This window comes from Pseudomonas sp. NPDC089428, from assembly GCF_044749325.1.
In the GTDB taxonomy this organism is placed as follows: domain Bacteria; phylum Pseudomonadota; class Gammaproteobacteria; order Pseudomonadales; family Pseudomonadaceae; genus Aquipseudomonas.
The window spans coordinates 333793-347019 of the sequence record NZ_JBIVHT010000003.1; the positions used below are offsets into that span (position 1 = coordinate 333793).

The following is a 13227-nucleotide window of genomic DNA, read 5'->3' on the forward strand; positions in this document are numbered from 1 at the left end:
CCCACTTGAAGTGATTATGTTTATCACTTAATAATGAATATCATTATCCAGTAACCCGGCGATGATGTTCATGAAACCCGTCCTCCGCGAACTGCCCTACCTGGAAAACTGGCGCTGGCTCAGCCGTCGCATCCGCTGCGCCCTCGAACCCGACGAGCCGCGCCTGATCGAGCACTACCTGGCCGAAGGCCGTTATCTGGTGTGCTGCACTGAAACCTCGCCATGGACCGTGGCACTGACCTCCTTCCGCCTGCTGCTGGATACCGCCTGCGACCGCATGTTGCCGTGGCACTGGCGTTGCCTGTGCCTGGACCAGGCCTGGCGCCCGCTGCTTGACCTGCGCAACCTCGATCGCCGCGAGCAGAACCAGCGCTGGCAGCCCTATGCCTTGCAGCTGGCCAACTGCCGGCTGCTGCCGTCGATTTCTCCCGATGAACTGATGCAAGGACTTGAAGATGAGTGATACCCGTATCGAGCGTGACAGCATGGGCGAACTGCAGGTGCCGGCTAAGGCCCTGTATGGCGCCCAGACCCAGCGCGCGGTCGACAACTTCCCGATCAGCGGCCAGCGCATGCCGGCCCAGTTCATCCGGGCCCTGTTACTGGCCAAGGCCGCTGCGGCCAAGGCCAACATCGAGCTGGAGCAACTGTCGGCGGGGCAGGGCCAGGCCATCGCCAAGGCGGTCGAGCAGCTGTTGGCCGAAGATTTCATCCAGCACTTCCCGGTGGATGTATTCCAGACCGGTTCCGGCACCAGTTCGAACATGAATGCCAACGAGGTGATCGCCACTCTGGCCAGCCGCATCCTCGGCGAGCCGGTCAATGCCAACGACCACGTCAACTGTGGCCAGAGCAGCAACGACATCATCCCGACCAGCATCCACGTCAGTGCCGCCCTGGCCCTGCATGAGCAACTGTTGCCGGCGCTGAGCCATCTGGTCCAGGTGATCGAGGCCAAGTCAGCACACGTGCATCAGTATGTGAAAACCGGTCGTACCCACCTGATGGATGCCATGCCGGTGCGCATGAGCCAGGTGCTCGACGGCTGGGCTGCGCAAATCAACGCTGCCAAGGCACATATCCAGGCAACCTTGCCGAGCCTGCAGGCACTGGCCCAGGGTGGCACGGCCGTGGGCACCGGGATCAATGCCCATCCACAGTTCGCTGCCGGCTTCGCGCGCCAGTTGAGTGCTCTCACCCAGGTCGAGTTCACCCCCGGCCAAAACCTGTTCGCCCTGATCGGCTCCCAGGACACCGCCGTTGCGCTGTCTGGCCAACTCAAGACCACCGCGGTGGCGCTGATGAAGATTGCCAACGACCTGCGCTGGATGAACTCAGGCCCCTTGGCCGGCCTGGGCGAAATCGAGCTGCAGGGCCTGCAGCCGGGCTCATCGATCATGCCGGGCAAGGTCAACCCGGTGATCCCGGAGGCCACCGCCATGGTTGCCGCCCAGGTGATCGGCAATGACGCCACCATCGCGGTGGCCGGCCAGTCGGGCAACTTCGAACTGAACGTGATGCTGCCGGTGATCGCCCGCAACCTGCTGGAGAGCATCGAGCTGATGGCCAATGCCAGCCGCCTGCTGGCCGACAAGGCCATTGCCAGCTTCAAGGTCAACGAAGGCAAGCTCAAGGAAGCCTTGGCGCGCAACCCGATCCTGGTCACCGCGCTGAACCCGATCATCGGTTACCTCAAAGCCGCCGACATTGCCAAGACGGCCTACAAACAGGGCCGTCCGATCATCGATGTCGCACTGGAGCACACCGACCTGTCGCGCGACCAGCTGGAGGCGCTGCTGGATCCGGAAAAACTCACCGCAGGCGGTATCTGACAAGCCGCCGGCCCATAGGAAGTAACGTCATGCAGCACTGGAAACGCACCACCGAGGCCGCCAACCGCCTGTTCGAACAGGGCCAGCTGGTCGATGCCCGGGAGCACTATCTGCAAGCATTGGCCCTGGCCCAGGTGCTGTTCGAGCGCTGGCATGACGTGGACGAAGCGGTGGCCGCGCTGGTCATCGCCCATCACAACCTGGCCGACCTGCACCTGCGCCTGAACCAGCCGCACGAGAGCGCCGACTACCTGTGCGCCGCCCATCAGCGATTGCTCCAGGCCAGCCAGGAGGCGCGTTTGCCGCAGGCGCTGCGTGCTGCAGCGCTGCGCCACAGCGGACGAACCTATACCGAACTGCTGAGTTTCATCGCCGAGTACGGCCAGTACCCGCGTACCGAGCGCCTGCTCAACCGCCATGGCACCGTTGCCAGCGAACTCGCTGCCCAGCCGGACGTGGCGCCCAGAACCCAAGCCTACGGAATCCACTGATATGCCGCATACCTTGCCTGCATTGACTTATGCCTACGATGCGCTGGAACCGCACATCGATGCGCAAACCATGGAAATCCATCACACCAAGCACCATCAGACCTACGTCAATGGCCTGAACGCGGCCATCGAGGGCACCGAGTGGGCCGAATGGCCGGTCGAGAAACTGGTCGCTGCGGTCAAGCAGCTGCCCGAGAACCTGCGCGGTGCAGTCACCAACCACGGGGGTGGCCACGCCAACCACAGCCTGTTCTGGACGGTCATGTCGCCCCAGGGCGGCGATCAGCCACACGGCCAGCTGGCCCTGGCCATCGACGCTGAGCTCGGTGGTTTCGAAGCGTTCAAGGATGCCTTCACCAAGGCGGCGCTGACCCGTTTTGGCAGCGGCTGGGCATGGCTCAGTGTTACGCCAAAAAACAAGCTGGTAGTGGAAAGCAGTGGTAACCAGGACAGCCCGCTGATGCACGGCAATACGCCGATACTTGGCCTGGACGTGTGGGAGCATGCCTATTACCTGAAGTACCAGAACCGTCGCCCGGAATACATTGGCGCTTTCTACAACGTGATCGACTGGGCGGAAGTGGATCGCCGCTATCACCAAGCCTTGAAGTGAGTCGGCCCGGTATGCGCACGGAGGTGATGTCTGTCGGCAGTGTGCGCCTGTTCCGGCTGGCGCTGGGTACCTTGCTGTTGCTGGTCGGCACTGCGCTGCTGCTGGCCCGGGGCATCGCCTGGCTGGACCTGGAACCGCGCATGCTGCGTGCCCTGGAAGGTGGCGCACTGTGCGCGCTAGGTACGGCGTTGGGTGCTGTACCGGTGCTGGTGATCCGCAATATGCCGGTAGCCCTGGCCGATAGCTTGTTGGGCTTCGGGGCAGGGGTGATGCTGGCGGCCACGGCGTTCTCGCTGATCATCCCCGGCCTGGATGCCGCCCAGGCCATTGGTTTCAGCCCTTGGGGCGCCGGAGGCCTGATCAGCTTCGGCCTGATGCTCGGTGCGCTGTGCCTGTTTCTGGTCGACCTCAAGGTCTCTGGTGCTTCGCCGCAAGCGCTGGTCGGTATCGAGAATCAGCCCGTGATCGCCGCGCGGATCTGGTTGTTCGTGATCGCCATCATTGCCCATAACATCCCTGAAGGTATGGCCATCGGTGTATCAGCAGGCGGTGGCATGGCCGACGCCGATAGCCTGGCAATGGGCATTGCCTTGCAGGATGTGCCCGAAGGGCTGGTGATAGCGCTGGTGCTGGCAGGGGCGGGGATGCTACGGTTCAAGGCGTTTCTGATCGGTGCCGCTTCTGGTCTGGTAGAGCCAGTGGCTGCTGTGATCTGTGCTTGGCTGGTGAACCTGGCAGAGCTGCTGTTGCCGGTGGGGTTGGCCTGTGCTGCCGGAGCAATGCTGTTGGTGGTGACCCAGGAGATCATTCCCGAGTCACGCAGCAATGGCCATCACCGCTTGGCCAGCCTGGGGCTTTGCCTCGGTTTTTGCCTGATGATGGTGATGGATACGGCAATGTCTTGATTCGCCGTGAGGCCAAGTCGTCCCTTGTGGCTACTCGCCTTCGTCGAAGTAGTTGTTGATCAGCGCCACCAGCGCTTCCAGCGCATCGTTATCCTGCTCCCCTTCGGTATGCAGGTGCACCTGAGTGCCTTTGCCCGCGGCCAGCATCATCACCGCCATGATGCTTTTGCCATCCACCAGCTTGTCGGGCGCGCGACCGACACGGACCTGGCACGGGTATTTGCCGGCCACGCCGACGAATTTGGCTGCCGCCCGGGCATGCAGGCCCAGCTTGTTGATGATGGTGATTTCGCGGGCGGGCATCGTGCGGTGGATCCTGTGGGCTAGAGGTCGCGGTGGCGGACCTGGACGTTTTTAAGAGATTGCTGCAGCAGTTGGCCGAGGCGTTCGGTGATGTAGACCGAGCGGTGGTGGCCACCCGTGCAACCAATGGCGATGGTGACATAGGCGCGGTTGCTGGCAGCAAAGCGTGGCAGCCATTTGAGCAGATAGCTGGAAATGTCGTTGAACATTTCCTCGACGTCCGGCTGTGCGGCCAAGTAATCGATGACCGGTTGTTCCAGGCCGGAGTGTTCGCGCAACTCTGGTTTCCAGTACGGATTGGGCAGGCAGCGAACGTCGAACACCAGGTCGGCATCGACCGGCATTCCGCGCTTGAAGCCGAACGACTCGACCAGGAAGGCGGTGCCGGGCTCGGGCTGGTTGAGCAGGCGCAGTTTGATCGAATCGCGCAACTGGTAGAGGTTGAGGCTGGTGGTGTCGATCTTCAGGTCGGCAAGGTCGGCAATCGGCCCCAGCAGTTCGCTTTCAACGCGGATTGCTTCGGCCAGCGAGCGGTCGGCGTTGGTCAGCGGGTGACGTCGACGGGTTTCCGAGAAACGCTTGAGCAGTGTGTCTTCGTCAGCATCGAGGAACAGCACATCACACTGGATGTGGCGCCCACGGGCCTCCGCCAACAGTTCGGGGAAGCGCGAGAGGTGGCTGGGCAGGTTGCGCGCATCAATCGATACGGCCACCTTGGGTTGCAGCAGTTCGGTATTGATCAGCGCGTTCTCTGCCAGCTGCGGTAGCAGCCCGGCGGGCAGGTTGTCGATGCAATAGAAACCGTTGTCTTCCAGCACATCAAGGGCGGTGCTCTTGCCGGAGCCGGACCGGCCGCTGACGATGATCAGGCGCATGTTCAGTGCTCGTTCTGTGCGTCCAGGACAACCTGGTACAGGGCCTCGCTGCTACCGGCGGCACGCAGGCGATCGCGGACCTCCTTGCGATCGAGCATGCTGGCTATCTGGCGCAGCAATTCAAGATGGGCATCGGTGGCCGCCTCTGGTACCAGCAGGACGAACAGCAGATCCACCGGGGCGCCATCGATGGCGTCGTAGTCGATCGGCGCATCCAGGTGCAGCAAGGCACTGACCGGGGAGGAGCAGCCTTCGAGCCGGCAGTGGGGAATGGCAATACCATTTCCAAAGCCGGTCGAGCCAAGTTTTTCGCGAGCGATGAGCTTTTCGAAGACGTCTTGCATCGCAAGCGCGGGTACTTGATCGGAAATCAGGGTGGCGACCTTTTCCAGGGCGCGCTTCTTGCTGCCGCCCGGCACGTTCACCAGGGAACGGCCGGGGGTCAGGATGGTTTCAAGTCGGATCATGGATGAGAGGGATCAGCGGGCGGCTGCACCTTGCAGCAGGCTTTGCTGTTTTTCCTTGTGTTTTTTCAGTTGGCGGTCGAGCTTGTCGGCCAAGGCGTCGATCGCTGCATACATGTCTTCGTGTTCCGCGTTGGCAACCACTTCACCGCCTGGAATCTGCAGGGTCGCCTCGACCTTCTGCTGCAGCTTCTCGACTTTCATGATGACCTGCACGTTGGTGATCTTGTCGAAGTGACTTTCCACGCGAGCGAGCTTTTCAAGCACATAATCGCGCAGTGGCTGGGTGACTTCTACATGCTGTCCACTGATATTGACTTGCATACAGCTTCTCCTTTGTTGCCCGTGCATAAAGAGGCAGGTATTGCACCTGCCCCACAAACGCTGTGGCACATCCGGGGGCTACATCAGTCGCTTGCGCTCGCTCGACGGTGCGATGCCGAGGGACTCGCGGTACTTGGCGACGGTGCGACGGGCTACCTGGATGCCTTGTGCCTCCAGTAAACCAGCGATCTTGCTGTCACTCAATGGCTTTTTCTGATTTTCCGCTGCAACCAGTTTCTTGATGATCGCGCGGATCGCCGTAGACGAGCATTCTCCGCCTTCGGCGGTGCTGACGTGGCTGGAGAAAAAGTATTTCAGTTCGTAGATGCCACGCGGGGTGTGCATGTATTTCTGCGTGGTCACCCGCGAAATGGTCGACTCATGCATGCCCACTGCTTCGGCGATGTCATGCAGGACCAGTGGCTTCATCGCTTCGTCGCCATGGTCGAGGAAGCCGCGCTGGTGCTCGACGATCTGCGTGGCGACCTTCATCAGCGTTTCGTTGCGGCTTTGCAGGCTCTTGATGAACCAGCGCGCCTCTTGCAGCTGGTTGCGCATGAAAGTGTTGTCGGCGCTGGTATCGGCGCGGCGCACGAAGCCGGCGTACTGCGGGTTGACCCGCAGGCGTGGGATTGCTTCCTGGTTCAGCTCGACCAGCCAGCGGTCGCTGTCCTTGCGCACGATCACGTCAGGTACCACGTATTCCGGTTCGCTGGACTCGATCTGTGAACCGGGCCGCGGGTTGAGGCTCTGCACCAGTTCGATCACCTGGCGCAGCTCGTCTTCCTTGAGCTTCATGCGGCGCATCAGCTGGCTGTAGTCGCGGCTGCCGAGCAGGTCGATGAAGTCGGTGACCAGGCGCTGGGCTTCGCCCATCCACGGCGTGCTGGCGGGCAGCTGGCGCAATTGCAGCAGCAGGCACTCGCCCAGGTTGCGGGCGCCGACGCCGGCCGGCTCGAACTGCTGGATACGGTGCAGCACCGCTTCGACCTCGTCGAGCTCGATATCCAGCTCCGGGTCGAAGCCTGCGCAGATCTCTTCGAGGGTGTCTTCCAGATAGCCCTGGCCGTTGATGCTGTCGATCAGGGTGACGGCGATCAGGCGGTCGGTATCGGACATCGGTGCCAGGTTCAGCTGCCACAGCAGGTGGCTCTGCAGGCTTTCGCCGGCCGATGTGCGGGTGGTGAAGTCCCACTCGTCGTCATCGTTGCTCGGCAGGCTGCTGGCGCTGGTCTGGTAGATGTCTTCCCAGGCGGTGTCGACCGGCAGCTCGTTGGGGATGCGCTCGTTCCACTCACCGTCCTCCAGGGTTTCGGCACTGCTGGTGCTTTCCTGGAAGCTGGTGTCCTGGACTTCGGCGGCCGGCTTGTTCTCGGCGTTGTCCGCCATCGGGTCGCTGTTGTCGAAGTCGTCGCCGTCTTCCTGACGTTCGAGCATCGGATTGGATTCCAGCGCTTCCTGGATTTCCTGCTGGAGGTCCAGGGTGGAGAGCTGAAGTAGGCGGATGGCCTGTTGCAACTGCGGTGTCATCGTCAGTTGCTGGCCCATTTTTAGGACGAGCGATGGTTTCATGGCTGGGGCTTAATACCTTATTCGCCGGCGCGCATGCGCCATCCACTACACGAGGGCGCCGGAGCGCCAAATTCAAGCAAGTTTTATGCCTTAAATTGTAGCGTTTGCCTAGAGCACTGTAACAACTTAAGCCCCGACAGGGCGTTAATGCCAGCGCTCCAGGCAGGTCCCAGGGGTCAGAGTCGGAACTCGTGACCCAGGTAGACCTCCTTGACCAGATCGTTGGCCAGAATGGTCTCGGCATCACCCTCGGCGATCAGTCGGCCGTCGTTGACGATATAGGCGGTCTCGCAGATATCCAGGGTTTCACGGACGTTGTGGTCGGTAATCAGTACACCGATGCCCTTGGCCTTCAGGTGGTGGATGATCTGCTTGATGTCGCCCACGGAGATCGGGTCGACACCGGCAAAGGGTTCGTCCAGCAGGATGAACTTCGGTGCGGTGGCCAGTGCACGGGCAATTTCGACCCGGCGGCGTTCACCACCGGAAAGGCTCATGCCGAGGTTGTCGCGGATGTGGCTGATGTGGAACTCCTGCAGCAGGCTTTCCAGCTCCTTGCGCCGGCCTTCGCGGTCGATGTCCTTGCGGGTCTCGAGAATGGCCATGATGTTGTCGGCCACCGATAGCTTGCGGAAGATCGAGGCTTCCTGCGGCAGGTAGCCGATACCGGCGCGGGCGCGGCCGTGCATGGGCTGGTGGCTGACATCGAGGTTGTCGATGAGCACGCGCCCCTGGTCGGCCTGGACCAGGCCGACGATCATGTAGAAGCAGGTGGTCTTGCCGGCGCCGTTGGGGCCGAGCAGGCCAACGATCTGCCCGCTGTCGATCGACAGGCTGACATCGCGTACGACTTGCCGCCCCTTGTAGCTCTTGGCCAGGTGCTGGGCTTTGAGGGTTGCCATTTACTCGGCCTTCTTCTTCGGCTGGATCACCATGTCGATGCGCTGACGTGGTTGAGTCACGTTGCCACCGCGACCGGCGGTCGCAACCTGGGTCTTGGTGTTGTAGATGATCTTCTCGCCTTCGGTGGTGTTGCCTTCGTTCTCGACCTTGGCGCGATCAGTGAGGATCACCGTGTCTTTCTGCGCCTGGTACTGGATGGTCACCGCCCAGCCCTTCATCTTGTCAGGCTTGGCCGTGCTCTGCTGCTGCTCGAAGTAGGCCAGGTTGCCCACCGAAGTCACTACGTCGATGTCGCCATTGGCGGCACGGGTCATGGTCACGGTGTTGCCTTTGATCATCATCGAGCCCTGGGTGATGATCACGTCGCCGGTATAGGTGGCCACGCCTTGCTTGTCGTCCAGGTGCGCGTTGTCGGCCTGGATGCGAATAGGCTGGTCACGGTCGGTCGGCAGGGCGAAGGCGCTCGCGCTTCCCAGTGCTGCGCTCAGGCTGAGCAAAAGGGGGAGGGTTTTAACGAGCCTCATACTGTCCTCTTACGTTAGAGAGCAAGTCCATCTTGCCTTCTTTCAAATACGCTTTCATTCCCTTGCCTGTGGTTGTGCCACCGGCGCCGTCGATTCTAACGGCTTGCTCGGTCTGAGCATATTGCTTCTGCGGGAATACGGTCATGCGCGAGCTGGTGATGATGGTATCGCGCTGCTTTTCATCGGTGCGGGCAACTCGCACCTGGTCGATCAGTTCGACTTCGCTACCGTCGGGGTTGACCTCGGCGCGCAGGCTTTGCACGTGCCACGGGTATTCAGTACCGCGGTACATGTGCAGGTTGGGCGTGGTCACCAGTGTGACCTCGCTGGCCTTGAGGTGTTCGACCTTGTCGGCAGTCATTTCGTATTGCAGCCTGCCGTCGGGCAGGAACTGCACGCTGTGGGCGTTGATCGCATAGTAGTCGATGGCGCTTTCGTCGACCTGGACCGTCGGCTCCTCGAGGAAGCGCTCAGGGCTGACGTTCCAGTAGCCGACCGCCACCAGGAGGGCGGCGATGACCACGAGCAGCGCAATGTTGCGGGCTTTCTTGCTGAACATGGGCAGCCTTAAAGGTAGTTGGCGTTGGCAGCGTCCAGGGTGCCCTGGGCCTGCATGATCAGTTCACAGAACTCGCGAGCGGCACCTTCGCCACCCCGTGCCTCGGTCACGCCATGGGCGTGCTGGCGTACGAATGATGCGGCATTGGCCACCGCCATGCCCAGCCCGACACGGCGAATTACCGGCAGGTCAGGAAGGTCGTCACCCAGGTAGGCGACCTGTTCATAGCTTAGGCCCAGTTCGGCGAGCAGGCCGTCCAGCACCACCAGTTTGTCCTCGCGGCCCTGGAACAGGTGGGGGATGCCCAGGTTCTTCGCCCGGCGCTCGACCACCGGGGTCTTGCGCCCGCTGATGATTGCCGTGGTCACGCCTGAGGCCATGAGCATCTTGATGCCTTGGCCGTCGAGGGTGTTGAAGGTCTTGAATTCGCTGCCGTCTTCAAGGAAATACAGGCGGCCGTCGGTGAGCACGCCGTCCACGTCGAACACGGCGAGCTTGATGGCCTTGCCACGTTGCATCAGGTCTTGGTTCATAGTCATGACTCTCGGTTACATGACGCCTGCGCGCAGCAGGTCGTGCATGTTCAGCGCACCTGTCGGGCGGTCGTTCCTGTCGACCACTACCAGCGCGTTGATCTTGTGATCTTCCATGATTTTCAATGCTTCGGCGGCGAGCATCTCGGCGCGAGCGGTCCTGCCGTGCACGGTCATCACCTGGTCGATCAGGGTGGTGTGCACATCGATGTTGCGGTCCAGGCTGCGGCGCAGGTCGCCATCGGTGAAGATCCCGGCCAGGGTGCCGTCCTGCTCCAGGACCACGGTCATGCCCAGGCCCTTGCGCGACATTTCGAGCAGTGCGTCCTTGAGCAATGTGCCTCGTTGAACCTGTGGCAGCTCGTCGCCGGCATGCATGACATTCTCGACCTTGAGCAGCAGGCGCCGGCCCAGTGCACCGCCGGGGTGCGAGAAAGCGAAGTCTTCTGCGGTGAAGCCGCGCGCTTCGAGCAGCGCGATGGCCAGCGCGTCGCCCAGCACCAGCGCGGCGGTGGTGGAGGAGGTCGGGGCCAGATTGAGCGGGCAGGCTTCCTGTGCGACGCGGGCATCGAGGTTGACCTCGGCAGCCTGGGCCAGTGGCGAGTCCGGGTTGCCGGTCAGGCTGATCAGCTGGATGCCAAGGCGCTTGATCAAAGGCAGCAGGGTAACGATTTCGGCCGTGCTGCCGGAATTGGATAGCGCCAGGATCACATCATCCCGGGTGATCATGCCCATGTCGCCGTGGCTGGCCTCGGCCGGGTGCACGAAGAATGCCGGTGTGCCGGTGCTGGCCAGGGTGGCGGCGATCTTGTTGCCGATATGCCCTGACTTGCCCATGCCGACCACCACCACGCGGCCCGTGCTGGCCAGGATCAGTTCGCAGGCCTTGACGAAGTTCGCGTCGATGCTGGCTGCCAGGCCCTGTACGGCCTCCAGCTCCAAGCGCAAGGTGCGCTGGGCGGACTGGATCAGCTCATTGGATTGGCTCATGTCGAAAACACTGCCTGAAGAAAAGGCGGCGATTATAGCCGCAATGTAAGAAAGCCTCATCCATTGGATTGCCTGAACATTTGTCATGAAACCCTGTCGTTGCCCTGAACGACACGTTGCATGCCCTTGGGGGCGCGGGGTCAGCGGTGCTATAGTTCGCCGCTATTCGGCCTGCCAAGGGCGCGTGTGTCTTCACGATGAGGGCCGGCGTCCATTAGTGCGAGGCTGCACTAGCAAGGAGTCTAGATGAGTGTGGATAGCGCCTACGCGGTCGAGTTGAAGGGAGTCACCTTCAAGCGCGGTTCGCGCAGCATTTTCAGCAATGTCGACATCCGTATCCCGCGCGGCAAGGTCACTGGGATCATGGGGCCGTCGGGTTGCGGCAAGACCACGCTGCTACGCCTGATGGGCGCGCAGCTACGGCCGTCGAGCGGTGAAGTGTGGGTGGCGGGGCAGAACCTGCCGAGCCTTTCGCGCAGCGACTTGTTCGACGCACGCAAGCAGATGGGCGTGCTGTTCCAGAGCGGCGCGCTGTTCACCGATCTCGATGTGTTCGAGAACGTCGCTTTTCCGTTGCGCGTGCATACCCAGCTTTCGGACGAGATGATCCGCGACATCGTGTTGATGAAACTGCAGGCCGTGGGCCTGCGCGGTGCCATCGACCTGATGCCGGACGAACTGTCCGGCGGGATGAAGCGCCGGGTGGCGCTGGCCCGGGCGATTGCCCTGGACCCGCAGATCCTGATGTACGACGAACCGTTCGTCGGCCAGGACCCGATTGCAATGGGTGTGCTCGTGCGGCTGATCCGACTGCTCAATGATGCCTTGGGTATCACCAGCATCGTGGTCTCCCACGACCTGGCCGAAACCGCCAGTATCGCCGACTACATTTATGTGGTCGGTGATGGCCAGGTGCTGGGCCAGGGAACGCCCGACGAGCTGATGGGCTCGGACAATCCACGCATTCGCCAGTTCATGAAAGGTGACCCGGATGGCCCGGTGCCCTTCCACTTTCCCGCGCCTGACTATCGCGCCGATCTGCTGGGGGCGCGGTGATGCGCAGAAAATCCTTACTCGAACGTATCCGCCTGCTCGGGCGCTCGGCGATCGACGTGCTGGCAGTGCTCGGGCGCTCGTGCCTGTTCCTGTTCCATGCACTGATTGGCCGTGGCGGCATCGGCGGCGGTTTCCAGTTGCTGACCAAGCAGCTGTACTCGGTGGGCGTGCTGTCGCTGGCGATCATCGTCGTTTCCGGCGTGTTCATTGGCATGGTGCTGGCCCTGCAGGGCTACAGCATCCTGACCAAGTACGGCTCCGAGCAGGCGGTCGGGCAGATGGTCGCCCTGACTCTGCTGCGTGAGCTCGGCCCGGTGGTCACCGCGCTGTTGTTCGCCGGCCGCGCCGGTTCTGCACTGACCGCCGAAATCGGCAACATGAAGTCCACCGAGCAGCTGTCGAGCCTGGAAATGATCGGCGTCGACCCGCTCAAGTACATCGTCGCGCCACGCCTGTGGGCTGGTTTCATCTCGCTGCCGCTGCTGGCGCTGATATTCAGCGTGGTTGGGATCTGGGGTGGATCGTGGGTCGCGGTCGACTGGCTGGGCGTTTACGAAGGCTCGTTCTGGGCCAACATGCAGAACAGCGTTTCCTTTACCGACGACGTGCTCAACGGGCTGATCAAGAGCCTGGTATTCGCCTTCGTCACGACTTGGATTGCCGTGTTCCAGGGGTACGACTGCGAACCCACCTCTGAGGGGATCAGCCGTGCCACCACCAAGACCGTGGTCTATGCCTCGTTGGCAGTACTGGGTCTGGACTTTATTCTGACCGCCTTGATGTTTGGAGATTTCTGATGCAAAACCGCACCCTGGAAATCGGTGTCGGCCTGTTCCTCCTGGCCGGGATCCTGGCGCTGCTGCTGCTGGCCCTGCGCGTCAGCGGGCTGTCCGCCAGCCCGAGCAGCGATACCTATAAAGTTTATGCGTACTTCGACAATATCGCCGGTTTGACGGTCAGAGCTAAAGTGACCATGGCCGGTGTAACGATCGGCAAGGTCACCGCCATCGATCTGGACCGTGATTCCTACACCGGTCGGGTGACCCTGCAACTGGACAAGTCGGTCAACAACCTGCCGACCGACTCCACTGCTTCGATCCTGACTGCCGGCTTGCTTGGCGAGAAGTACATCGGTATCAGCGTGGGCGGTGAAGAAGACGTGCTCAAGGATGGCTCGACCATCCATGACACTCAGTCGGCGCTGGTGCTGGAAGATCTGATTGGCAAGTTCCTGCTCAACTCCGTTGGCAAGGAACCAAAAGAAGCGCAACCGGCTAATTAAG

18 protein-coding genes are annotated in these 13227 nt (G+C 61.7%); 8 read left to right on the top strand and 10 right to left on the bottom strand.

What is annotated here, in order from left to right; translation table 11 throughout:
- The first annotated feature begins 61 nt into the window (after nt 1-61).
- From ACIPZ5_RS07860 to ACIPZ5_RS07880, 5 genes are read left to right on the top strand one after another with little or no spacing between them, the layout of a single operon-like run.
- Complete coding sequence (locus tag ACIPZ5_RS07860) at nt 62-463, top strand: FagA protein (protein WP_261942795.1); 402 nt, start codon at nt 62-64, stop codon at nt 461-463.
- A complete protein-coding gene (locus tag ACIPZ5_RS07865; RefSeq protein ID WP_400807642.1) occupies nt 456-1832 on the top strand; it encodes a class II fumarate hydratase in 1377 nt (458 codons plus the stop codon). Before ACIPZ5_RS07860 ends, ACIPZ5_RS07865 begins: the two co-directional genes overlap by 8 nt.
- A 29-nt stretch (nt 1833-1861) precedes the next feature.
- Entirely contained in the window at nt 1862-2323 is a 462-nt protein-coding gene (locus ACIPZ5_RS07870) for a hypothetical protein (protein ID WP_400807644.1), read from the top strand.
- Between the two features lies 1 nt (nt 2324).
- Nucleotides 2325-2936, top strand: coding sequence for a superoxide dismutase (locus ACIPZ5_RS07875; protein ID WP_400807647.1), 612 nt, complete (start codon nt 2325-2327; stop codon nt 2934-2936).
- Between the two features lie 11 nt (nt 2937-2947).
- Nucleotides 2948-3841: a ZIP family metal transporter gene (locus ACIPZ5_RS07880; RefSeq protein WP_400807649.1), complete on the top strand. Its 894-nt coding sequence runs from the start codon at nt 2948-2950 to the stop codon at nt 3839-3841.
- Nucleotides 3842-3871: 30 nt separating this feature from the next.
- On the opposite strand, the gene ACIPZ5_RS07885 is transcribed toward ACIPZ5_RS07880, so the two are convergent.
- The 10 genes from ACIPZ5_RS07885 to ACIPZ5_RS07930 all read right to left on the bottom strand — a co-directional run bounded on the left by ACIPZ5_RS07885 (nt 3872) and on the right by ACIPZ5_RS07930 (nt 10888).
- Nucleotides 3872-4144, bottom strand: coding sequence for an HPr family phosphocarrier protein (locus ACIPZ5_RS07885; protein WP_060478765.1), 273 nt, complete (start codon nt 4142-4144; stop codon nt 3872-3874).
- 20 nt (nt 4145-4164) lie between these two features.
- Entirely contained in the window at nt 4165-5019 is an 855-nt protein-coding gene (gene rapZ, locus ACIPZ5_RS07890; protein ID WP_085673597.1) for an RNase adapter RapZ, read from the bottom strand.
- Nucleotides 5020-5021: 2 nt separating this feature from the next.
- Nucleotides 5022-5486 (bottom strand): PTS IIA-like nitrogen regulatory protein PtsN, encoded by a 465-nt coding sequence (ptsN, locus tag ACIPZ5_RS07895; protein ID WP_343598365.1) that lies wholly within the window; start codon nt 5484-5486, stop codon nt 5022-5024.
- 12 nt (nt 5487-5498) lie between these two features.
- A complete protein-coding gene (hpf, locus tag ACIPZ5_RS07900; protein ID WP_003255135.1) occupies nt 5499-5807 on the bottom strand; it encodes a ribosome hibernation-promoting factor, HPF/YfiA family in 309 nt (102 codons plus the stop codon).
- A gap of 78 nt (nt 5808-5885) precedes the next feature.
- Entirely contained in the window at nt 5886-7379 is a 1494-nt protein-coding gene (locus ACIPZ5_RS07905; protein ID WP_261942802.1) for an RNA polymerase factor sigma-54, read from the bottom strand.
- Between the two features lie 176 nt (nt 7380-7555).
- The gene (gene lptB, locus ACIPZ5_RS07910; RefSeq protein ID WP_060511298.1) at nt 7556-8281 is read right to left on the bottom strand and encodes an LPS export ABC transporter ATP-binding protein; all 726 of its coding nucleotides are present in this window, start codon (nt 8279-8281) and stop codon (nt 7556-7558) included.
- The gene (lptA, locus tag ACIPZ5_RS07915; RefSeq protein ID WP_079229603.1) at nt 8282-8806 is read right to left on the bottom strand and encodes a lipopolysaccharide transport periplasmic protein LptA; all 525 of its coding nucleotides are present in this window, start codon (nt 8804-8806) and stop codon (nt 8282-8284) included. It abuts the gene before it with no gap.
- The gene (lptC, locus tag ACIPZ5_RS07920) at nt 8793-9365 is read right to left on the bottom strand and encodes an LPS export ABC transporter periplasmic protein LptC (RefSeq protein ID WP_343598371.1); all 573 of its coding nucleotides are present in this window, start codon (nt 9363-9365) and stop codon (nt 8793-8795) included. The genes lptA and lptC overlap by 14 nt, the downstream gene beginning before the upstream one ends.
- Before the next feature lie 8 nt (nt 9366-9373).
- Nucleotides 9374-9898 (bottom strand): HAD family hydrolase, encoded by a 525-nt coding sequence (locus ACIPZ5_RS07925; protein ID WP_313712285.1) that lies wholly within the window; start codon nt 9896-9898, stop codon nt 9374-9376.
- Nucleotides 9899-9913: 15 nt separating this feature from the next.
- Entirely contained in the window at nt 9914-10888 is a 975-nt protein-coding gene (locus ACIPZ5_RS07930; RefSeq protein WP_343598373.1) for a KpsF/GutQ family sugar-phosphate isomerase, read from the bottom strand.
- 246 nt (nt 10889-11134) lie between these two features.
- Between ACIPZ5_RS07930 and ACIPZ5_RS07935 the strand changes: the two genes are divergently transcribed.
- The 3 genes from ACIPZ5_RS07935 to mlaD are packed head-to-tail and all read left to right on the top strand — an operon-like array spanning nt 11135 to nt 13226.
- The gene (locus tag ACIPZ5_RS07935; RefSeq protein ID WP_043213285.1) at nt 11135-11944 is read left to right on the top strand and encodes an ATP-binding cassette domain-containing protein; all 810 of its coding nucleotides are present in this window, start codon (nt 11135-11137) and stop codon (nt 11942-11944) included.
- On the top strand, nt 11944-12741 hold the full coding sequence (gene mlaE, locus ACIPZ5_RS07940; protein WP_079229598.1) for a lipid asymmetry maintenance ABC transporter permease subunit MlaE: 798 nt from the start codon (nt 11944-11946) through the stop codon (nt 12739-12741). Before ACIPZ5_RS07935 ends, mlaE begins: the two co-directional genes overlap by 1 nt.
- The gene (mlaD, locus tag ACIPZ5_RS07945; protein WP_110637464.1) at nt 12741-13226 is read left to right on the top strand and encodes an outer membrane lipid asymmetry maintenance protein MlaD; all 486 of its coding nucleotides are present in this window, start codon (nt 12741-12743) and stop codon (nt 13224-13226) included. Before mlaE ends, mlaD begins: the two co-directional genes overlap by 1 nt.
- Nucleotide 13227 lies beyond the last annotated feature (1 nt).